The following is a 20,881-nucleotide window of genomic DNA, read 5'->3' as shown; positions in this document are numbered from 1 at the left end:
GCGAAGTCCCACACCGAACAGGGAGGAATTCATGAGGAAGTTTGTTCTCGCGTCACTGGCAAGCATGGCCGTGGCCACGCCGGCGCTTGCTGATGATGGTAGCTGGACCGGGGCTTATGGCGGCATTTCAGCAGGTTACAGCAGCGCCTCCTCGCGTTCGGAGGCGAGCCTGGGCGGCCAGTGGACCCTTATGCCGGCGGCCCAGGCCGCTCAGGTGACCAGCAACCTGTCGACCAAGCAGACCACCCACAACGGCGCGATCGGCGCGCACATCGGCTACAACTACCAGACCGGCGACGTGGTCCTGGGCGCCGAACTGGAAGCGACGACCCTTGGCGGCAGCGCCGTCCGGTCGAGCGGCCTGGTCACCTACAGCGCCACCCAGAACTACACCTTCACCAATTCGGTCGATCCCAAGAACCTGGTCGCGCTCAAGGCGCGCCTCGGCGTCGCCATGGGCGGCACGCTGGCCTATGTCGCCGCCGGCTGGGCCTGGGTCGATTCCTATCAGAGCGCGGGCATCACCGGCACCGATCTCAATGGCCTGGGCCTGCTCGCCAACGGCAGCTACCGTAAGCTGGGCGAAAACCAGAAGACCCGCAACGGCGTGATCGTCGGCGTCGGCCTGGAGCAGCGCCTCAGCTCGCGGTTCTCGATCCGCGCCCAGTATGACTATACCGACCAGGGCACGATCACCTACGCCACGGCCTACCTGCCCAACAGCCTCAACACGGTTCCGGCCTACACCGAAACCATGAACCAGAACCTGCGCGTCCACCTCGTCCGCGCCGGCGTCAGCTACCACTTCTGAGCAGGTGATCCTGCCCGGCGGGGATCAGGGTGCCTGATCCTCGTCGCCATCGTCAGCGCCGGCCCCGCCCCGTGGCGGAGCCGGCGTTTTCGTTGTGCCCGGCGCGCATTTGCAGGCTGGCCTCGCGTGCGGTCGGGGCTTGGTCGCGGCAAACTCGGTCCGGTCAAGCTGGCCGTCGCCATTGACATCGGCCCCCTTGAAGCGGTTGGAACTGCGAACCGCCCATTCGTCGAAGGTCAGCAGGTTGTTGCCGTCGACATCGAGCTTGCGGAAGGCCGCGGCGCGGGGGGTGAGCATTTCCACCCGGCTGATCCGGCCATCGCGGTTGCGGTCGAGCCGGTCGAAGCGGCGCTGCTCGCGCGTGGCCTCGCTGGCCTCGGGCAGGGCCGGCCCGCTGAGACCCCGCCCGTCGGCCGAGGGCAGTGCCAGGTCGCCGCCGGCCGGCCCGGCCAGGGCCAGGACCGGCAGCTTGCCCGGATCGATCGCCGCGCGCCCCTGCCACCAGAACAGGCCCGCCGCGACCAGTATCAGCGCCCCGAATGCCCCCAGAACAGTCCGGTTCATCACCCACACCCCCGCAAATATACCTAAGGCGGGGTGTTAACCGGAAATCGATTGGCGGGCCACACCGCTCTTGGCCCTGGCGCGGTGTTCAGCGGCCGAGCAGGCCCAGTCGGACGGCCGCGAACCAGGCGCCGGGGCTGTAGAGCCGCGCCGCATCGCCCCGCCGCGCCGCGCGCAGGGTCACCCCGGCCAGCACCGCCAGCGGACGCATGGCGCGATCGATCGGGGCGAGCGGGCCATCGCCCGGCAAGCGGCCGGCAGCGCCATGGGCGGGATCAAGCGCAAGCTGCGCCAGCGACCATTCGCGCGCCATGCCGGCAATGCCATGCTCCGCGCTGCCGAGATGCCGGGCCAGACCGGCCAGCGCCGCCGCGCGCCCCTCGGCGAAGCGGGCGAAGGCCGCCTTGTCCAGCGGCGGCTCGCCCAGCAGGGCTTCCCAGCCATCGACCAGCGGCACAAGGCCCGCCGGGTCGCGCCAGCCGGCCAGCCGCGCCAGCAACGGCTCGCCCCGGGGCCAGCCGGCCGGATCGGCGGCGAGCCGGTCACGCCACCAGGCCAGCTTCAACTGGGCGAGGATCGGTTCGCGCGCGGTGCGGACCACGCCCGCCAGCCGCGCGTCGAGCGCCAGCAGGGTCAGCCAGCCATCGCGCGCGCGCGGCGGCGCATAGGCCAGAGCCAGCCGCGCCAGCGGGTCCAGCGCGGCGGCCGGATCGCCCGTACCTTCCGCGTCCTCAGCGATAGCAGACCTGCCGGACGGCCCTGGCGATCCTGTCGGCATCGATCAGCGCCGCCTTTTCGAGGTTGGCCGCATAGGGCAGCGGCACGTCCTCGTCGCAGACGCGCAGGACCGGGGCATCGAGATCGTCGAACCCTTCGGCCATGCAGATCGTGATGATCTCCGAGGCGATCGAGCAGACCGGGAAGCCTTCCTCTGCGACGACCATGCGGTTGGTCTTTCGCAGGCTGGCCAGAACAGCCTCCTTGTCGAGCGGACGCAGGGTTCTGAGGTCGAGCACTTCGGCCTCGATCCCCTCGCCGGCGAGCTGCTCGGCTGCTTCCAGCGCCAGGCCCACGCCGATCGAATAGGATACGATGGTGACATCGCGCCCTTCGCGTACGACCCGGGCCTTGCCGATCGGCAGGACGTGATCGTCGAGTTCGGGCAGCTCGAAGGAGCGGCCATAGACCAGTTCGTTCTCGAGGAAGATCACCGGATCCTCGCTGCGGATCGCGGCCTTGAGCAACCCCTTGGCATCCGAGGAATCATAGGGCGCGATCACCACCAGGCCGGGCACGCTGGCATACCACGGCGCATAGTTCTGGCTGTGCTGCGCGCCAACGCGCGACGCGGCCCCGTTCGGCCCGCGGAACACGATCGGGCAGCGCATCTGTCCGCCAGACATATAATTGGTCTTGGCGGCCGAATTGATCAGGTGATCGATCGCCTGCATGGCAAAGTTGAAAGTCATGAATTCGACGATGGGGCGAAGCCCGCCCATCGCCGCCCCGGTGCCGATGCCGGCAAAGCCATATTCGGTGATCGGCGTGTCGATCACCCGCCTGGGGCCGAATTCATCGAGCAGGCCTTGGGTGACCTTGTAGGCGCCTTGATACTGGGCCACTTCCTCGCCCATCACGAAGACCCGGCCATCGCGGCGCATTTCCTCGGCCATGGCATCGCGCAAGGCCTCGCGCACGGTGACAGACTTCATGTTGGTGCCCGCGGGAATGGCCGGATCGGCCACCGGCGCGGCGACGACAACCGGCTGCACGGCAATGACGGGCACCGCGACCGGAGCCGGAGCCGGAGCCGGCTCCTCGATCACGGCGGCAGCGGGTGCGGCAGAAACCGGCGCGTCCTCGCCGGCCATGGCCGCGATCACCGTGCCGACCTTCACCCCGGCGGTGCCTTCGGGCACGAGAATCTTCTCCAGCGTGCCTTCGTCAACCGCCTCGAATTCCATGGTCGCCTTGTCGGTCTCGATCTCGGCGATGATGTCGCCCGAACGGATCGTGTCGCCTTCCTTGACCAGCCAGCGGGCCAGCGTGCCTTCTTCCATCGTGGGAGAAAGCGCGGGCATCTTGAGTTCGATTCCCATCAGTAGCGCTCCACCAGGACGTCGGTGTAGAGTTCGGACGGAGCCGGCTCGGGCGAATTCTCGGCAAAGTCGGCCGCTTGCGAAACCTGCGCGCGGATGCGCTTGTCGATCTCCTTGAGCCGGTCCTCGGCCACGCCGCGCGCCATCAGCTCGGCCTTGGCGGCTTCGATCGGATCGTGCTTCTCGCGCATTTCCTGAACTTCCTCGCGGGTGCGGTATTTCGCCGGGTCCGACATCGAGTGCCCGCGATAGCGATAGGTGTGCAGTTCCATCAGCACCGGCCCGTTGCCGCCGCGCACATGGGCCAGCGCCACTTCGGCCGCGGCGCGCACTTCCAGCACGTCCATGCCGTTGACGTTGATACCGGGAATGCGGAAGGCCGTGCCCCGACGGTGGAAATGGGTTTCCGCCGAACCGCGGGTCACCGCCGTGCCCATGGCATAGCCGTTGTTCTCCACGACGAAGACAATCGGCAGGTTCCACAAGGCGGCCATGTTGAAGGTTTCATAGACCTGGCCCTGGTTGGCCGCGCCATCGCCGAAATAAGCGAGGCACACGCCGCCGTCCTCACGATACTTGTGCGCGAAGGCCAGCCCCGCGCCAAGCGGCACCTGGGCGCCGACGATGCCGTGGCCGCCGTAGAACTTGTGCTCGGTGCTGAACATATGCATCGAGCCGCCCTTGCCGTGGCTGATCCCGGCGGCGCGGCCGGTCAGTTCGGCCATGATCACCTTGGGATCGATCCCGTAGGCCAGCATATGGCCGTGATCGCGGTAGCCGGTGATGACGCTGTCATGCCCTTCGTTGAGCGCTGATTGCAGGCCCACCGCCACGGCTTCCTGGCCGATGTAGAGGTGGCAGAACCCGCCGATCAGGCCCAGGCCATAGAGCTGGCCGGCGCGTTCCTCGAAGCGGCGGATCAGCAGCATCTGTTCGTAGAAGCGCAGCAGTTCGGCCTCGCTGGCGTCGTAGCGCTTCGTCGCCTCGAAATTGTCCTGCAGGGCGCGCAAGGCCGGCAGCGAATCATCCTCCGCCTCGGGCCGGCCGCCTTGCTGGGCGGTGCTCTTCGCGGGCTTTGCGGTGGCCGGCGCGGCAGCGGTCTTGCGCGGCGCGGCGGCCTTGGATGCGGGCTTGGCCAAGTTCAAATTTCCCCCGGAGGCTGGGCTGACTATGCGGGGTCTATAGAGAATTCCCGCCGAACAGGGAAATCCTCCATACGTATTTTGTTATCAGCGCGCGCAACATTCAATCCCGCACCGCAGCAGAGGCCCAGTGCGCCGCATGGCGCGGTTACCTCAGCATCATCACCATCTCGTCAGGGTGGACGACGTTGAGATTGCTGCGGAGCAGTTCGCCGGCCAGATCGGGATCGGCATGGCGCGGATCGAGCAGGGCGACGCGATTCTTCAGCTCGTCGCGCTTGAGGGTGAGCTGCTCCACCTGCTTCTGCCGCTGGTCGAGCGTACGCAGGTTTTCGCTCCACGCCAGGAGGCCGCTGGGGCCGGCCACGCACCAACCCGCCATCAGCACCAGGGCGGCGATGGCCACGCCCATGCTGACCCGGTCACGGGCAAATTTCGGTTCGGAGCGGCTGCGCTTCATGTTGTCACAGAATCACAACACCATCCTGCTGACAAGCGATTTCAACACGAAATCGCAACCAACCCCCGATCCCGCTGCGATCAGGGCGTGCCAGGCGCCAGTTGATCGCCGCCCAGCACGCGGTAGAGGGTGATCCGGCTCCGCACGCTCGCCAGCCGCGAGGCCACCTCGGCACGCTGCGCGGTATAGAGGCTGCGCTGGGCATCGAGGCTTTCCAGCGACGAGGCGACCCCGCCGCGATAGCGCGCCTCCACCAGCAGGGCGGTGTCGGCCGCTGCCGCCGTGCGGCGTTCCACCGCCGCCAGCTCGTCGGCCATGGTCCCCTGCCGGGCCAGGGCATCGGCCACTTCGCGGAACGCGGTCTGCACCGCCTTCTCCCAGGTGGCGAGCGCGGTCTCGCGCTGGGCCTGGCTCACCCGGACATTGGCCCGCGCGCTCCCGCCAGAGAACAGGGCATAACCGGCATTGCCCCCCAGCGTGCTGGTCAGCGCGCCGGGTTTGAACAGCCCCTCGAACGAATTGGCGGCAAGCCCGACCAGCGCGGTCAGCGAAAGGCGCGGGAACAGCTCGGCCCGGGCCACGCCAACATCGGCATTGGCCGCGCGCAGGCGGTATTCGGCCGCGATCACGTCGGGCCGGCGCAGCAGCACGTCCGAGCTGGTCCCCGCCGGAACCGAGCGCACCGAGGCGCCGACCGAGGCGAGATCACCCGGCAGCAGCGCCGGATCGACCGGCGCGCCGACCAGCAGCTCGACCAGGTTGCGATCCTGGGCCAGCGCGGTGGTCTGGGCGGCGAGGTCGGCCTCGGCGGTCGCCAGCACCTGTTCGGCCTGGCCCACGTCGCTCCGCGCGGCCACCCCGCCGCGCAACAAGGCCCGGTTGAGCGCGACCGAGCGGCGCGCGGCCACGGCGGTCTGCTGCGCGATTCGCAACAGTTCGGCGTCGGCGGCGTGATCGGCCCAGGCATTGGCCAGATCGGCGACCAGCCCCAGCCGCACGGTCCGCGCCGAGGCCTCGGAGGCGAGCGCCGTCTCCTGTTCGGCGCGGGTCGCATTGGCGAGGCGACCGAACAGGTCGAGCTCGAAGGCGCTGATCCCGCCCGAGGCGGTCCACGCCGTAACCGGCCCGCCGGCCTCGGTCGAGCGGCGGGTGGCCCCGGCGCCCACGCCAACCTGGGGCAGCTGCGCCCCGCGCTGCACGTCAACCCGGGCACGCGCCGCTGCCAGGTTGGCGGCGGCCACCCTGAGGTCGCTGTTGTTGGCCAGTGCCTGGCCGACCAGCGCCTGAAGCCGCGCGTCGGTGAACACCTCGCGGTAGCTGACCACCGGCAGGGCCGCCTCGGTGCGCGCCAGGTAGGCATCGCCCACCGGCCAGGAATCGGGCACCGGTCGCGCCTCACGTACGTATTTCGGCGCCAGCGAACAGCCGGCCAAGGCCAGGGCCAGCACGGGGGCCAGCACGGGGGCCAGCACGAAGGGAACCGCCCGCCTCATGCAGCCGCCTCCGGCCGGCCGCTGCCGAACCGCCGCTTGAGCGCGCGCAGCCCATCGCGCACCCCGCGCCGCACCAGCACGAAGAACAGCGGGATGTAGAAGATCGCCAGCAGGGTCGCGCTGAGCATTCCGCCGATCACCGCCGTGCCGATGGCCACCCGGCTGTTGGCCCCGGCCCCGCTGGCCAGCGCCAGTGGCATGACCCCGAAGATGAACGAGAAGCTGGTCATCAGGATCGGGCGCAGGCGGATGCGGGCGGCGGCCAGCGCGGCATCGATCACCCGCGCGCCCTTGCGCTCGGCCTGTTCGGCGAATTCGATCATCAGGATCGCGTTCTTGGCGGCCAGGCCCATGGTGGTGAGCAGGCCGATCTGGAGATAGATGTCGTTCTGAAGCCCACGCAGGGTCACCGCCAGAACCGCGCCGATGAGGCCCAGCGGGATGACCAGAACCACCGCCACCGGGATCGACCAGCTCTCGTAAAGCGCGGCCAGGCACAGGAACACCACGACCAGAGACAGTGCATAGAGCAAGGGCGCGCGGCCCGAACTCAGGCGCTCCTCATAGGAGGCGCCGGCCCAGTCCACGTCGGTGCCGGGCAAGCGGGCGGCGATTTGCTGGATCGCGTCCATCGCCTGGCCCGAGCTTACCCCCGGCGCAGCCTGGCCCTGGATCTCGAAGGCCGGAACGCCATTGAAGCGCGAGAGCGAATTGGGCGCGGTCGCCCAGCCCAGCTTCGAGAAGGCGGAAAACGGCGCCATGGCGCCATTGCCGGTCCGCACGTACCACTGGCCCAGGTCCTCGGGCCGCGCGCGATACTGGGCATCGCCCTGGACGAAGACCCGCTTGACCCGGCCCTGATCGACGAAATCGTTCACGTAGCGGCCGCCCCAGGCGGTCGCCAGGGTGGTGTTGGCATCGGCGGGACTGATCCCGTAGGCGGTCATCCGGGGCGGATCGACCGCAATGCTGAGCGTCGGCTGGTCGGGCAGGTCAGTGGCGCGCACGCCCTGGAGCCGGCGGTCGGCGGCGGCATCCTGCAACAGGCGATCGCGCGCGGCGAGGAAGGCGGCGCGATCCATCCCGCTGGTGTTGAGGAATTCCATGGTGAAGCCGTTGCTTGCTCCCAGCCCGCGCACCACCGGCGGCACCAGCACGAAGACCTGGGCATCGCGCAGGCCGCCGAAGGCCTTGGTGGCACGCTGGGCGATCGCCTCGACCCCGCCCTCCTTGCCCGGGCGATCCTCCCACGGCTTGAGATTGAGGAAGCCCTGGACGGTGTTCTGCCCGCTCGGCCCGGCGGCGCCTCCGCCGACCAGGGTGAAGATGCCGGCAGTGGCCTTCTCCTTGCCGACGAAATAGTCCTCGATCGATCGCGCCGTAGCGAGTGAGCGCTCGGTGGTTGCGCCGGCCGGAAGCCGTCCCTGGAGCATCAGCACGCCCTGGTCCTCGGTCGGCAGGAACCCGCCGGGCAGGCGCGTGAACAGCACCACCAGCACCAGCACGACCAGTCCGTAGATGCCGAGGTACCGCCACTTGGCGCCCACCACCGTGCCGATGGCGCCGACATAGCGCGCGGTGCCCTCGCGCAGGGTGCGGTTGAACCAGCCCAGCCCGCGTCCCACGCGCGCATGAACCGCCGGCAGACGCGCGGCCAGCGCCGATGGCTCGCCCTCGCCCTCGGCCACGGGCGGGCGCAGCAGGGTGCTGGTCAGCGCCGGACTGAGGATCAGCGCCACCAGCACCGAAAGCACCATGGCCGAGATGATGGTGAGCGAGAATTGGCGATAGATCACCCCGGTCGATCCGCCGAAGAAAGCCATCGGCAGGAACACCGCCGACAGCACCAGGGCAATCGCCACCAGCGCCACCTGGATCTCGCGCATCGACTGGATGGTCGCCTCGCGCGCGGTCATGCCCGGGTTCTCGTGCATCAGCCGCTCGACGTTCTCGACCACCACGATCGCATCGTCGACCAGGAGGCCGATCGCCAGGGCGAGGCCGAACAGGGTCATGGTGTTGATGGTGTAGCCGGCGAGATAGAGGATCGCGAAAGTGCCCAGCAGCACCACCGGCACCGCGATGGCCGGAACCAGCGTCGCCCGCCAGCTTTGCAGGAACACGAACATCACCACCACCACCAGGGCGATCGCCTCGAGCAGCGAGACCACCACCTCGTGGACCGAGAGCTTGATGAAGGTCGTCGTGTCCGAGACATAGTCGACCCTGAGGCCGTCGGGCATCTCCTTCGACAGCTCGATCACCTTGGCCTTGACCAGTTCGGCGGTCCGCAGCGCGTCGGCGCCCGGTGCCAGCGAGATCGACAGGCCGGCGGCCGGATGACGATCGTAGCGGCCCACGGCGCTGTAGTTTTCCGCGCCCAGTTCCACCCGCGCCACGTCCTTGATCCGCACGCTGGAACCATCGGGCAGGGTCTTGAGGATGATCGCGCCGAACTGGTCGGCGGTCTGGAGCCGCGAACTGGCGGTGAGCGTGGCATTGAGCATCTGCCCCGGCGGAGAGGGCATCCCGCCCACCTCGCCGGCGGCCACCTCGGTGTTCTGGGCGGTAATCGCGTTGACCACGTCGCCCGGCATCAGCGAAGCGGCGGCGAGGCGCTGCGGATTGAGCCAGATCCGCATGGCATGGGGCGAGCCGAACACGGTGACATCGCCCACGCCTGCCACGCGCGAGAGCGGGTCCTGGAGGTTGGAGGACAGGTAATCGGCCACGTCGCGATTGGAACGCTGGTCGGTCACGTCATAGACCGACAGCAGCAGCAACTGGTCGGCGGCCGACTTGGTGACCCGGACCCCCTGCTGCTGCACCTGCTGGGGCAGGCGCGAAAGGGCGGTGGCCACCTTGTTCTGGACCTGGACCTGCGCGGTATCGGGATTGGTGCCCTTGGCGAAGATCGCGGTGATCGTCACCAGCCCGCGTGAGCTGGATTGCGACGAGAAGTAGAGCAGCCCGTCAAGCCCGGTGAGCGCCTGTTCCAGCGGCTGGGTGATGCTGGTTTCCAGCGTCTGGGCCGAAGCGCCCGGATAGCTGGCGCGGACATTTACCTGGACCGGCGCGATGTCGGGATATTGCGAGACCGGCAGCGACAGCACGGCGCCCAGCCCCGCCATCATCACCACGATCGCCAGGACCCAGGCGAAGATCGGCCGGTCGATGAAGATCCGCGACATCGCCGCCGCTCAGCCGCGACCGGCCGCGCCAGCCGCGCCGGCCCCACCAGCGCTTGTCGGCGGCTTCAGGCGCTCGGGGCTGGAGGCCGGCACCGGCTTGACCGTCATGCCATGCTTGAGCGCGGCCACGCCCTGGACGATCACCCGGTCACCCGGGTTCAGCCCGGCGGTCACCACCCAGTCGGCGTTGAGCGTGCGGTCGGCGGTCACCTTGCGGCGCTCGGCCTTGTTGCCCTTCGCCACCACGAAGACGAAGGCATCGCCGCCGATATCGCGCATCAGCGCGGAATCGGGCAGGATATAGGCCGCCGGGTTCACCGCCTGGTCGAACCGCGCCTGGACGAACATCCCCGGCAGCAGCAGGCCTTCGGGATTGGGAAAGCGCGCGCGCAGGGTGATGGTCCCGGTCGCCTCGTTGACCATCATCTCGGAAAACTGGACGATCCCGGCCAGGGGATATTCGCTGCCATCCTCCAGCGCGAGGTGGACCGTGGCGCTCCCCGCGCTCACCCCGCCGCCGGCCAGCGCACGCTTGAGCGCAAGCAGCTCCGCGCTCGATTGCTGGACATCGACATAGATCGGATCGACTTGCTGGATCACCGCCAGGGCATCGGCCTGGTTGGCGTTGACCAGAGCGCCGGTGGTGAACAGCGAACGGCCGATCCGCCCGGAAATCGGCGCCGGCACCGTGGTGTAGCGCAGGTTGATCCGCGCCGTTTCCAGCGCCGCCCCGGTCTGGGCGACAGCCGCGCGGGCCTGGCGCGCCTGGGCCAGGGCATCGGTATATTGCTGGCGCGAGATCGCTTCCATGTCGGCCAGCGGACGGAACCGCTCGGCCTTGACCGTGGCAGCCTCGGCCCCGGCGCGGGCCGCTTCGAGGTTGGCGCTCGCCTGGTTGACCGCGGCGCGGTAGAGGCTGGAATCGATCTGGAACAGCGGCTCGCCCTGCCGCACCGTGCCGCCCTCGGCGAACAGCCGGGCGCGGATCACCCCGCTCACCTGCGGGCGCACCTCGGACGTGGCAAAGGCAACCGTGCGCCCGCCAAGCTGGGTCTGCACCGGCACCGCGGCAGGCTGGACAACAACATAGCCAACGGTCGGATCGGGGCGCTTGTGCTCGTCCCCGCCCTTGCCGCACCCCGCCAGCAGCGCCAGCGCGGCAGCGGCAATCAGCCCGGCGGTCCGCCGCCCGCCGGCTGCCCGCATCCCCGGCATTTTTCCGATCGAAGGCTGCAAACCCTTCATCCCCCACGGTTATTCAGGATCATCGGCCCTTGCGCCGGATGATGCCCGCGGCAGTCCTCTAAGCGCCATTCGTCTGGTTTGGAAACAGCTTGTTTGGCGCCGGCGACACTTTGCGACACGCCCCGCCCCCTTGCCCCGCCCAGGGGCACGGATCATGCGGCACGCCGGGCGGCGCTGGCAATCCGTTCGTAATCGGCGAAAAGGCGGGTGAAATGCTCGGCCATGGTCACCACCGGCACCGGCTCGCTGCTCAGCGGCACCGCGCCGGCGAACAGGTCAAGGATCGCCTGGGCGGCGGCCTGGGCATTGCCCGCGGCATAGCGCACCCCGGCCCCGCCGCCGGCATGGTCGGCCGCGCCGCCGCGATCGGGCACGATCACCGGAATGCCGCTGGCCCGCGCCTCGGCGGCGGCCATGCAGAAGGTCTCGGCCTCGCAGCCGTGGATCAGCGCGTCGGCGCTGGCGAGCAGGGTGGCGAATTTCACCCGGTTGCGCTCGGGCGAAAGCAGGCGGATGTGCGGGTTGCCGGCGATCTGGGCCAGCAGGCGCCGCTTCTGGCTGCCCGCCCCCAGCACGATCAGGCCCAGCGGCAGGCTGTGGCTTGCCGCCTCCACCGCATCGACCACCATCGGCAGGCGCTTTTCCGGCGCAAGTCGCCCCACGCTGATCAGGAGATGGGCCTCTTCGGGCAGGTCGCACAGGGCCAGCAGGTCGCGCCGCACGGCCGCACTGCGCCGCTCCGGCCCGAACAGGCCGGCCTCGATCCCCATCGGGTGGAGCACGGCATTGGCCACCCCGCCCTCGAGCAGCCGCTCCTGCAATTCGCGGCTGGCGCAGACCACGGTATCGAAGGCCTGGCCGAGATCGCGCAGGTGCTCCCAGAAGCGCTCGAACCGCCGGTCGATCGTCTCGCGGCTGAGCACCCCGCCAAACCAGCGATAGGCATAGGCCGAAAGCGGGTCGGCGTGCATGATCAGCGCGCGCGGCGCCGCGCCCGGCCAGCGCCCGACCATTGAGGCGCTGCGCCAGGGTGAGCTGGCCTCGAGGAAATCGGGCGCCTCGGCCGAGATGGCGGCATGGAGGCGCGGCTCGTCGTCGAAATACCAGTACTTGCGATCAAGCGGAAAGCGCGGGCTGGCCAGCTTGACCACCCGCGCGCCCGGCCCATGGCCGATCACCTCGTCATGGTCGCCCGGCGCGATCACCACGATCTCGTGGCCCAGCCGGGGACCGATGGCGAGCTTCTGCTCGATGTAGGTCTTGACGCCCCCGCCATGCGGCGAAAGGAACGCGCAGACATCGACGATCTTCATGGAGACCGCCCTTAGAGGCCGCTCACTTCTTGTGCAACGGCGCGAAGGACATCAGCCCCGAGCGGTAGTTCATCACCACGGTGATGCGCGAAAGCCCGGCGGCGGTGACCACCACGCTGGCCCGCGACGCCTTGGGCTTGCTCACCCCCAGCCGGGGATTGCCGGAAAAGCCGATCCCGTCGACCGAAAGCCCGAACTTGCGGTTGCCGTCGCGGTCATGCAGCACCGAAACGGCATAGGTGCCCGGCCCGGGAATGCGGACGCACAGCTCCACCGGATTGCCCGCTCCCACCGGCTGCTCCACCCGGCGGAAGACCTTGCCTTCCGCAACCAGGATATTGTCGTCCTGGAGGAAATCCTTGTCGTTGGCCGGATAGACCTCGAGCTTGAGGTTGCCGTTGTGGTCCTTCAGCCCGTCGATCCGCACCAGCAGGGCCGGCCCGGCCTCGCCCGAGCGGCAGCGCCCCTCTGCCTTGCCGAGATCCGGAGTGGACGGAATGATCGCCCCGGCCGGGGCCAGCGGCACCAGCCCCGCCAGGACTGCCGCCGCACCCGGGGCCATGAGCCCTTTTGCGAACATCCTCTTCACTCAAGCCCTCCTTCGCGTCTCGACCAGCCCGGCCAGTCCCGAAACCACGCCGGCGACCACGTGGCTGCCCAGCGTGATGGCGGCCATCAGGGTCATCAGGGCGGCGATCTCCAGATCATGGCCAAGCAGGAAAACTGCGATCCCGGCAAACACGATATCCTTGTTCGGCAGGAAGGGAAGACGCGATACCAGCATCCGCAAGGTTGCCAGCACCAGCCACAGTCCCAGCGAGACCTGGTGCAGGACGAGGTGCCAGAGCAGGGCTGAAAACAGGATGAACAGCACGGTGCGGATCACGTGCAGCCCGGTGATGAACCACAGCTCGCGCCGATCCAGCGAAAACAGCTTCTTGCGGAACAGCAGGATCGCGCAGGAGGTGAGCAGCACCACGCCCAGCGAGAGGAACACCTCGCGCGTCGGCAGGCCAAGCTGGCCCGAGGCGATCAGCGGCCAGGCGAAGACCAGCATGACCAGGGTGACGCCATTGCCGGTCAGCGCCGAAAGGATCGCCACGTCCTTGACCGCGCCGAAGGGCGCCGCCGCCATGGTCCCGCGCGCCCGCGCCCAGGCGTAGAACTGGGCCTCGCCCAGATAGCCCAGCACCAGCTCGTTGCTGACCTGCTTGCGGACCAGCGCGGCCACGCCCGACAGGAAGGGAATGTCCCAGAGCCGGCGGAAGATCACCCATTCCAGCAGCGGCGCCTGCATATAGAACACCAGGTAGACCACCCAGAACAGCGCCGTGCGCGGCAGCATGGCGCTGACCGTGTCCAGCCTGAGGTCGCGGTAGGCAAAGGCCGCGGCAAAGACCACGACCGCCGAGAGCACCACGCCCACCAGGCCGAACATTCCCCGGCTGGCCGACGGGCCGGCACCTTCGCCGGCGGCCGCGGCCGATGCGGCGAATTCGCCGGGCGAAAAGCCCTCGGGATAGCCCGGACTGTCATGAAGAGCGGGTTCGATGGTCTGCATATCCCGATGTGCCACGCTTGCTGCGCCACATAACCCGGTGACGAGACCCGCGGCCGTACCCCGTCCGACCTGCCCTTGCCGACAATCCCCTCCGGCATCGGGCGCGTTGCTGGCTCGCGTGCAGCGAATTACAGCGCCGGTCTTTAGTGCCCGGGGGGCGTTGTGCAAGCGGCAATCAGCGATGTAGCCCCAAGGTTGCCGCGAGTTCATCCCCGGCTGACCAGCCATGGACTTGGCGGAAAAGGAAAATCCTCAGCGTCGCAGATCGGCGTAGCGCGCGGCCGGGCGGCGGCGGGCGAAGCTGGCGAAGGTCCGGCCGATCGAATCCACCAGGGCCGGCACCGTGGTATCACCGGGATGAACCGCGATCCGCGCCACCGACAGCCCATGAAACGCCGTGCGCGCCAGCGCGGCGACCGCCAGCGAACTCAACTGGCGCGGCACCGAGCGGCTCGCCCAGGTCACCACCGGCCCACGTGCCAGAACCGCGCCGCTGCGCGGATCCCAGACCTTCATGTGATCCTCGGCCAGGGGGAAATCGCTGGCTGCCAGCGCCGCCAGCGCGCCCGGCCCGTAAAGCCAGGCCGGGGCGATGAACCCGGCGCTCGCGCGCCCGATCGCATCCTCGATCAGCGCCCGGCCATCGGCCATGCGCCGGGCGGCCTCGTCCTGCGACAGACCCAGGAACTCCCCTTCCCCGGCGGTCATGTGCCGCGCCTTGAAGCTGGTGAGGCCCGAATGGTCGGCCATGTCCTTGTGGAACCAGCCGTGGACGAACATCTCCACACCCTGATCGGCCCAGCCGCGCAGCCGCGCCCGGAAGGCCGCCGCTTCGCCCAGCGGCGCCAGCCCCCAGTGATCGGGCACCACCAGCATGGCAAAACGCCCCTCGCCCAGCACGCCGCCGAGCAGGTCCACCAGCCGGTCCACCTCGCTCTCGAAGCGCGGCCCCACATCGTGGATCGAGGCGAGCAGCAGCTTGTCCACGAAGATCAGGCCGCCCCGGCGAAATGCCAGCGCAGCGTCTCGCCGGCCAGCCAGGGCACCACCGCCCCGCCATCGGCGGCGATCCGCTCGGGCACCAGGCATTCGGCCCGCTCCAGCCGCACCCGGCCCTCGTTGAGCGGCAGGCCATAGAACCTTGGCCCGTTTTCCGAGGCAAAGGCCTCCAGCCGGTCGAGCGCACCCTCCTCCTCGAACACGGTGGCATAGCTTTCCAGCGCATGGGGCGCGCAGAAGATGCCCGCGCAGCCGCAGGCCGATTCCTTGGCGGCAACCTGGTGCGGCGCGGTATCGGTGCCGAGGAAGAACTTCGCGCTCCCCCCTGTCGCCGCCGCGCGCAGGGCCAGGCGGTGCACTTCGCGCTTGGCCACCGGCAGGCAATAGGCATGGGGCCGGATGCCGCCGGCGAACAGCGCGTTGCGGTTGATCATCAGGTGGTGCGGGGTGATCGTCGCGCCCACGTTCGGCCCGGCGCTCTCCACGAACTGCACCGCCTCGCGGGTGGTGATGTGCTCGAACACCACCTTCAGCGCCGGGAAGTCCTTCAGCACCGGCCCCAGCACCCGCTCGATGAACACCGCCTCGCGGTCGAAGATGTCGATCTCGCCATCGGTCACCTCGCCGTGGACGAGGAACGGCATCCCGATCTCCTGCATCCGGTCGAGCACGGGATAGATGTTGCGGACATCGGTCACGCCGTGGGCCGAATTGGTCGTGGCGTGGGCGGGATAGAGCTTGGCCGCCGTCAGGATGCCCAGCGCGAAACCCTGCTCCAGGTCAGCGGGATCGGTTCCGTCGGTAAGATAAAGCGCCATCAACGGGCCAAAATCGCTGCCCTTGGGCAGGGCGGCCATGATCCGGTCGCGGTAGGCGGCCGCCCCGGCCGTGGTGGTCACCGGCGGCGCCAGGTTGGGCATGACGATGGCGCGGGCAAACTGGCGCGCGGTATGGCCCACCACGTCGGCCAGCATCGCGCCGTCGCGCAGGTGAACGTGCCAGTCGTCCGGGCGGCGGATGACAAGCTGGGCGGGCATGGCAGGCGTTTCGGCACTCATGCGCGCGCCCTTAGCGCAGGACGCCGCCAAAGGCCAAACCTCCATCGCCGCCCCGATGCCCGGCGCGGTTTTCCGCGGCGCCCCGGGCTGCTAGGAGCCAGGGATCAGGCGGCAGGAAAAGCGCCGCCAGAAAAGATCGGGAGAGCAGGATGAAGGCCGTCATCATCGAGGAATTCGGCGCGCCGGTGCAACTGCGCGAGGTCGAACCCCAGCCCGTCTCCCCTTGCGAAGTGCGAATCGAGGTCGGCGCCAGCGGCATCTGCCATTCCGACTATTCGATCGCCAGCGGCCAGTATCCGGCCATGACCATCCCGCTCGTGCTCGGCCACGAAGGCGCCGGCCGGGTGATCGAGGTCGGCTCCGCCGTCCGCCGCGTGGCCCCGGGCGACCGGGTGATCTGCACTTTCGTTCCGGCCTGCGGGATCTGCTGGCAATGCCTGAGTGGCCGCTCGCACCTGTGCGAAACCAACGGCAAGGTCGAGAAGCCCAAGCTGATGTACGATGGCCGGCTGATCGCCGCGCTTTCGGGCCTTGGCACCATGGCCCCGCTGATGACCGTCCACGAAACCAACGTGGTCAAGGTGGAGACGGACCTGCCCGATGAACAGCTCGCCCTGATCGGCTGCGGCATCACCACCGGGGTCGGATCGGCGCTGTGGACCGCGCGGGTCGAACCCGGGGCCAGCGTGGCGATCTTCGGCTGCGGCGGGGTCGGCCTTGCCGTGCTGCAAGGCGCGCGCATCGCCGGCGCGGCCGAACTGATCGCGGTCGATCCCTTCGCCTCCAAGCGCGAGATGGCCCTGGCGATGGGCGCCACCCACGCGATCGATCCCACCGCCGAAGACCCGGTCGCCCGGATCCGCGAGATCACCCGCGGCCGGGGCGCCGAATATACCTTCGAGGTGATCAGCACGCCGGCCACCATGCGCCAGACCTATGACGCGGCCTGCAATGGCGGCACGGCAACCATGGTCGGCTCGCTCTCCCCCTCGCTCGAACTGGCCCTGCCGGCCAATGGCATCCACCTCACCGGCAAGCGCCTGCTCGGCTCGGCCTATGGCTCGGCCCAGGTCCAGCGCGATATGCCGCGTCTGGTGGCCCTGGCCGAGGCCGGCCGGCTCGACGTCGGCTCGATGGTCTCGCGCCGGATCAGCCTTGGCGAGGTCAACGAGGCGTTCGATGCGATGAAGCGCGGCGAGGTCGTGCGCTCGGTGATCACCAGCTTCTGATGGGCATCGCCGCGCTCCCTGCTCGGGAACGCGGCGTTGACTTGGCGCGCGCCGGATCGATAAGCGCGGCCAAGGAAAAGGAGCCAGCCGCCATGCCGATCACCATCGAACACCAGGGCGCGGTGGCGCTCATCACCATCGATCGCCCCGAACGCAAGAACGCGATCACCCTGGCCATGCGCGCCGAGATCGAAAGCGCCTTCCGGGCGGCCGACGATGATCCGGCCGTGCGCGCCATCGTGCTCACCGGCGGCGGCGGCGATTTCAGCGCCGGGGCCGACGTGTCGGAAATGGGCGAAGGCGGGATCGGCCGCTCGCTCTACCGGGTGGGAATGCTCCACCGCATGGCGCGCGGCGTGGCCGGCACCGGCAAGCCGGTGATCGCGGCGGTGCGCGGCGTGTGCATCGGGGTGAGCTGGTCGCTGGCGCTCGCCTCCGACATGGTCATCACTGCCGCCGACGCGCGGTTCCAGTTCGCCTTCCGCCACATCGGCCTCGCCCCCGATGGCGGCGCGGCCTTCCTGCTGACCCGCTATCTCCCGCTCCAGCGCGCCAAGGAAATCATGTATTCGGGCCGCTTCGTCTCGGGCCAGGAAGCGGTCGATCTCGGCCTCGCGCTCGAAGCCCTGCCGGCCGATGATGTCCTGCCCCGTGCCCTCGAACTCGCCCAGTCGCTGGCCCAGGCGCCCACCCTCGCGCTCACCATGGCCAAGCGCCAGTTCGACGCCGCCCCGGTGCAGACCTATGACCAGGCGCTGGAATTCGAGAAGTCGATGCAGGCACTGATGCTCGAAAGCCGCGATTTCCGCGAAGGCAGCAGCGCCTTCAAGGAAAAGCGCAAGCCCAGCTATACTGGCGAATAACCGCACCGGGCCGGCGATCCCGTCAGGGTTCGCAAGGCCGGCTGGCCGCCCGAGCTTGTGCGTGGCAAGCCAAGGTCGCGGATGCGACCGCCCGGCGTTTGAGGGCAATAGGGGAATGGTGCGCCCGACGGGATTCGAACCCATGGCCCCCAGATTAGGAATCTGGTGCTCTATCCTGCTGAGCTACGGACGCCCGCGGCCCTCATAGGCACGACCGCCGGGCATGGCAACGGGGGCAAACGCGGCGCTAATTCGCCTTGTCGGGCGGCACCACCGGGAACAGCACCGGGGCCACCGCGATGCCTTCCTCGATCAGCTCGCGCGCCTCATCGGCGGTGGCCTGGCCGTGGATCGGGGCCTGGTCCTCCTCGCCATAATGCATGGCGCGGGCCTGCTCGGGGAAATCGTCGCCCACCCATTTCGACGCCTTCAAGGCCTCGGCCTGGGCGGCGGCATAGGCGCGCAGCAGGGCGGCGGCCTGCGGCGGCAGGCTGGGGGCGCCCGTGGCGACCGGCGTCTTGGGCTGCGGGGGTGCGGACGAACCGCCCTCGCCCCGGCTCTCGCGCGCCTGCACCGGCATCTGGTTGCCCTTGCGCGGCACGGCCGGGGCCATCACCGCCTTGGCAACGTCCGCCGCGCCGCAGACCGGGCATGACAGCAGCCCGCGCTCGCGCTGCTGCTCGAAATCGGTCGAGGAGCCAAACCAGCCCTCGAACCGGTGCCCCCCTGCGCGGCATTCGAGATCGTAGACAATCATGCGCCAGCCTATGTGGCGATCGGCCGGCGATTGGCAAGGCTCGGCAACTGGGTGCGAACCTCGGCCACACGCGCAAGGTCGATTTCGGCAAAGCCCAGCCCCGCCCGGCCACCATCGTCGGCCCCGCCCATGTCGAGCAGGACCTCGCCCCACGGATCGATCACCAGGCTGTGCCCCCAGGTTTCGCGCCCGTCCTCGTGCCGGCCAACCTGGGCTGCGGCGATGACATAGGCGCTCGCCTCCACCGCCCGGGCGCGCTGGAGCAGGTGCCAGTGGGCCTGGCCGGTGGGCACGGTGAAGGCGGCGGGAATGGCGATCACATCGCACCGGCGCTGCCCCAGCGCCTCGAACAGCGCGGGAAACCGCAGGTCATAGCAGATCGCCAAGCCCAGCCGGCCGACCGGCGTATGCTCCACCACCGCCAGGTCCTCGCCCGGGGCATAGGCACTGGATTCACGCCAGGATTCGCCGGTGGCCAGGTCAACGTCGAACATATGGATCTTGTCATAGCGCGCCCGGATCGCGCCGGCCGGATCGATCACGAAGGCGCGGTTGGCATAGCGCCCATCGCCCCGGTCGATCGCCAGCGAGCCCAGCGCGATCCACAGGCCGCAGCCTTGCGCGGCCTCGCGCGCGGCCGCCAGCACCCGATCGTCGTCTTCGCCCACGATCGCCCGCGCCGCCCGCTGGCGGTCCCGGTCAATGATGTTGGTCATCTCGGGCGTGAACAGCATCGCCGCGCCGCCATCCGCGGCCTCGCGCGCCGCGGCGGCCACGCGGGCGGCATTGCCGGCGGGATCGATCCCGCTGGTCATCTGCAACAGGGCAACCCGCGTTGCCACGGCGCTCAAGCCGCCAGCAGGGGATCGAGCTTGCCGGCCCGGTCCAGCGCATGGATATCGTCGCACCCGCCATAGGCCACATCATCGATGAACACCTGCGGAACGGTGCGCGCGCCGGGATTGCGCGTGGCCATTTCGGTCCGCTTCCTGGTGTCCATGGTCACGTCATATTCGGTATAGGCCACCTGCTTGCCATCGAGCAGGGACTTGGCCCGAACGCAGTAGGGGCAGCCCCACTGGGTATAGATTTCCACCTTGGCCATCGTGCTCCTTCGCTCCCGCCGCGGGAGCCGATCCTGGCCCGGCGGGAACCTGCCCGCCCGGGTCTTGAAACGCGGCTCGGCTACCATATCTCCCCAGCCGTGTCATGCACCGGCCAGCCCGTCGCGAACGAGGGCGAAGCGGGCATGATGCGCTGCCGCGATGCCGATCGGGTCGCGGCAGGCCTGAAATTGCTCACCTGAGGATTTTTGCCATGAACCGTCTTGATTTCACGCCCTACCGCCGCAGCACGGTCGGCTTCGACCGCCTGTTCGACCTGCTCGAGAATTCCTCGCGGGCCGGCACCGGCGACAATTACCCCCCCTTCAACATCGAGCGCCGGGGCGAGGATGCCTATCGCATCACGCTCGCCGTCGCCGGGTTCAAGCCGGCCGATCTCGAAATCACCGCGCAGCAGAACCTGCTCGTGGTCCAGGGCCGCAAGGCCGAGGAACAGCCCGCCGGCCAGTTCCTCCACGTCGGCATCGCCCAGCGCGGCTTCGAGCGGCGCTTCGAGCTGGCCGATTTCGTGCGGGTGGACAATGCCGGCCTCGAGGATGGCCTGCTGGCGATCGATCTGGTGCGCGAAGTGCCCGAGGCGATGAAGCCGCGCAAGATCGCCGTGAACGCCCAGCAGCCGCTGAGCGTGGTCGCCACCCCGCCGCACAGCGAAGCGGCCTGATCCGGCGCGATCTGAAGAAAGCCCTGGCCGGCATGGCAGCCGGCTGGAAAATATTCGGGGGCGGGTCTGGGAGGACCCGCCCCCGCGACGCTTGCGCGCCGCCCGGTCCCTTCACGATCGTCCGGGTCGCATAAGACGATCGATCGAGGACAAGCCAAGATCGATGGCCCCATAATGGGCCTCCCGAACAGGGCCTGCCGTTCCCGTTCGACTATTTGCATTGCACCGGAACTTCAAGGCGACCTGTCCCGGGCGGTAAAACCGATTGCATCGGCTGTCGTTGGCGCAGGGATTGGCGTTGCTAAGCCTGC

The 20,881-nt window shown here is 69.0% G+C and carries 20 protein-coding genes and 1 tRNA gene; 4 read left to right on the top strand and 17 right to left on the bottom strand.

All coding sequences use genetic code 11. From position 1 onward, the window contains the following. The first annotated feature begins 31 nt into the window (after positions 1-31). On the top strand, positions 32-811 hold the full coding sequence (locus tag ACFOD9_RS08585) for an outer membrane protein (RefSeq protein ID WP_379509669.1): 780 nt from the start codon (positions 32-34) through the stop codon (positions 809-811). A gap of 24 nt (positions 812-835) precedes the next feature. Here the strand turns inward: ACFOD9_RS08585 and ACFOD9_RS08580 are convergent, their stop codons facing one another. The 13 genes from ACFOD9_RS08580 to pyrC all read right to left on the bottom strand — a co-directional run bounded on the left by ACFOD9_RS08580 (position 836) and on the right by pyrC (position 15,915). Then, positions 836-1,375 (bottom strand): hypothetical protein, encoded by a 540-nt coding sequence (locus tag ACFOD9_RS08580; RefSeq protein ID WP_379509668.1) that lies wholly within the window; start codon positions 1,373-1,375, stop codon positions 836-838. A gap of 88 nt (positions 1,376-1,463) precedes the next feature. Then, positions 1,464-2,153 (bottom strand): hypothetical protein, encoded by a 690-nt coding sequence (locus tag ACFOD9_RS08575; RefSeq protein ID WP_379509667.1) that lies wholly within the window; start codon positions 2,151-2,153, stop codon positions 1,464-1,466. Continuing rightward, the gene (locus ACFOD9_RS08570) at positions 2,107-3,474 is read right to left on the bottom strand and encodes a pyruvate dehydrogenase complex E1 component subunit beta (RefSeq protein WP_379509666.1); all 1,368 of its coding nucleotides are present in this window, start codon (positions 3,472-3,474) and stop codon (positions 2,107-2,109) included. Before ACFOD9_RS08570 ends, ACFOD9_RS08575 begins: the two co-directional genes overlap by 47 nt. After that, a complete protein-coding gene (pdhA, locus tag ACFOD9_RS08565) occupies positions 3,474-4,493 on the bottom strand; it encodes a pyruvate dehydrogenase (acetyl-transferring) E1 component subunit alpha (RefSeq protein WP_379509968.1) in 1,020 nt (339 codons plus the stop codon). Before pdhA ends, ACFOD9_RS08570 begins: the two co-directional genes overlap by 1 nt. Before the next feature lie 271 nt (positions 4,494-4,764). Next, complete coding sequence (locus ACFOD9_RS08560; RefSeq protein WP_379509665.1) at positions 4,765-5,076, bottom strand: FtsB family cell division protein; 312 nt, start codon at positions 5,074-5,076, stop codon at positions 4,765-4,767. 80 nt (positions 5,077-5,156) lie between these two features. Further along, positions 5,157-6,569, bottom strand: coding sequence for an efflux transporter outer membrane subunit (locus tag ACFOD9_RS08555; RefSeq protein ID WP_379509664.1), 1,413 nt, complete (start codon positions 6,567-6,569; stop codon positions 5,157-5,159). Continuing rightward, the gene (locus ACFOD9_RS08550; protein ID WP_379509663.1) at positions 6,566-9,760 is read right to left on the bottom strand and encodes an efflux RND transporter permease subunit; all 3,195 of its coding nucleotides are present in this window, start codon (positions 9,758-9,760) and stop codon (positions 6,566-6,568) included. The genes ACFOD9_RS08555 and ACFOD9_RS08550 overlap by 4 nt, the downstream gene beginning before the upstream one ends. 9 nt (positions 9,761-9,769) lie before the next feature. Next, on the bottom strand, positions 9,770-10,966 hold the full coding sequence (locus tag ACFOD9_RS08545) for an efflux RND transporter periplasmic adaptor subunit (protein WP_379509662.1): 1,197 nt from the start codon (positions 10,964-10,966) through the stop codon (positions 9,770-9,772). A 191-nt stretch (positions 10,967-11,157) separates the two neighbouring features. Further along, positions 11,158-12,318, bottom strand: a complete 1,161-nt coding sequence (locus ACFOD9_RS08540; protein WP_379509661.1) for a glycosyltransferase — start codon at positions 12,316-12,318, stop codon at positions 11,158-11,160. A gap of 22 nt (positions 12,319-12,340) precedes the next feature. After that, positions 12,341-12,880, bottom strand: a complete 540-nt coding sequence (locus tag ACFOD9_RS08535; RefSeq protein ID WP_379509967.1) for a DUF2141 domain-containing protein — start codon at positions 12,878-12,880, stop codon at positions 12,341-12,343. Positions 12,881-12,907: 27 nt separating this feature from the next. Next, entirely contained in the window at positions 12,908-13,879 is a 972-nt protein-coding gene (locus ACFOD9_RS08530; RefSeq protein ID WP_379509660.1) for a hypothetical protein, read from the bottom strand. A gap of 252 nt (positions 13,880-14,131) precedes the next feature. Beyond that, positions 14,132-14,866, bottom strand: coding sequence for a DUF2334 domain-containing protein (locus ACFOD9_RS08525; RefSeq protein WP_379509659.1), 735 nt, complete (start codon positions 14,864-14,866; stop codon positions 14,132-14,134). A 5-nt stretch (positions 14,867-14,871) separates the two neighbouring features. Further along, positions 14,872-15,915: a dihydroorotase gene (pyrC, locus tag ACFOD9_RS08520; RefSeq protein ID WP_379509966.1), complete on the bottom strand. Its 1,044-nt coding sequence runs from the start codon at positions 15,913-15,915 to the stop codon at positions 14,872-14,874. A gap of 170 nt (positions 15,916-16,085) precedes the next feature. On the opposite strand from pyrC, the gene ACFOD9_RS08515 reads away from it, so the two are divergent. Next, entirely contained in the window at positions 16,086-17,165 is a 1,080-nt protein-coding gene (locus ACFOD9_RS08515; protein ID WP_379509658.1) for a Zn-dependent alcohol dehydrogenase, read from the top strand. 92 nt (positions 17,166-17,257) lie between these two features. Further along, positions 17,258-18,028 carry an enoyl-CoA hydratase/isomerase family protein gene (locus ACFOD9_RS08510; protein WP_379509657.1) on the top strand — a complete coding sequence of 257 codons (771 nt, stop codon included), beginning with the start codon at positions 17,258-17,260 and terminating at the stop codon, positions 18,026-18,028. A gap of 116 nt (positions 18,029-18,144) precedes the next feature. Here ACFOD9_RS08510 and ACFOD9_RS08505 read toward each other — a convergent pair. The 4 genes from ACFOD9_RS08505 to grxC form a co-directional block, all read right to left on the bottom strand. After that, positions 18,145-18,221 (bottom strand) — tRNA-Arg (locus ACFOD9_RS08505). A 54-nt stretch (positions 18,222-18,275) separates the two neighbouring features. Next, entirely contained in the window at positions 18,276-18,785 is a 510-nt protein-coding gene (locus tag ACFOD9_RS08500; protein ID WP_379509656.1) for a DUF1178 family protein, read from the bottom strand. A gap of 8 nt (positions 18,786-18,793) precedes the next feature. Further along, a complete protein-coding gene (locus ACFOD9_RS08495; protein ID WP_379509655.1) occupies positions 18,794-19,636 on the bottom strand; it encodes a carbon-nitrogen hydrolase family protein in 843 nt (280 codons plus the stop codon). After that, the gene (gene grxC / locus ACFOD9_RS08490; RefSeq protein WP_379509654.1) at positions 19,633-19,890 is read right to left on the bottom strand and encodes a glutaredoxin 3; all 258 of its coding nucleotides are present in this window, start codon (positions 19,888-19,890) and stop codon (positions 19,633-19,635) included. Before grxC ends, ACFOD9_RS08495 begins: the two co-directional genes overlap by 4 nt. Positions 19,891-20,102: 212 nt before the next feature. Between grxC and ACFOD9_RS08485 the strand changes: the two genes are divergently transcribed. Then, on the top strand, positions 20,103-20,570 hold the full coding sequence (locus tag ACFOD9_RS08485; protein ID WP_379509653.1) for an Hsp20 family protein: 468 nt from the start codon (positions 20,103-20,105) through the stop codon (positions 20,568-20,570). Positions 20,571-20,881 lie beyond the last annotated feature (311 nt).

This window comes from Novosphingobium bradum, assembly GCF_042646485.1.
Taxonomy (GTDB): Bacteria; Pseudomonadota; Alphaproteobacteria; order Sphingomonadales; family Sphingomonadaceae; genus Novosphingobium; species Novosphingobium bradum.
Note: the sequence above shows the minus strand (reverse complement) of the source record. Positions and strands in the feature narration are given on the sequence as shown.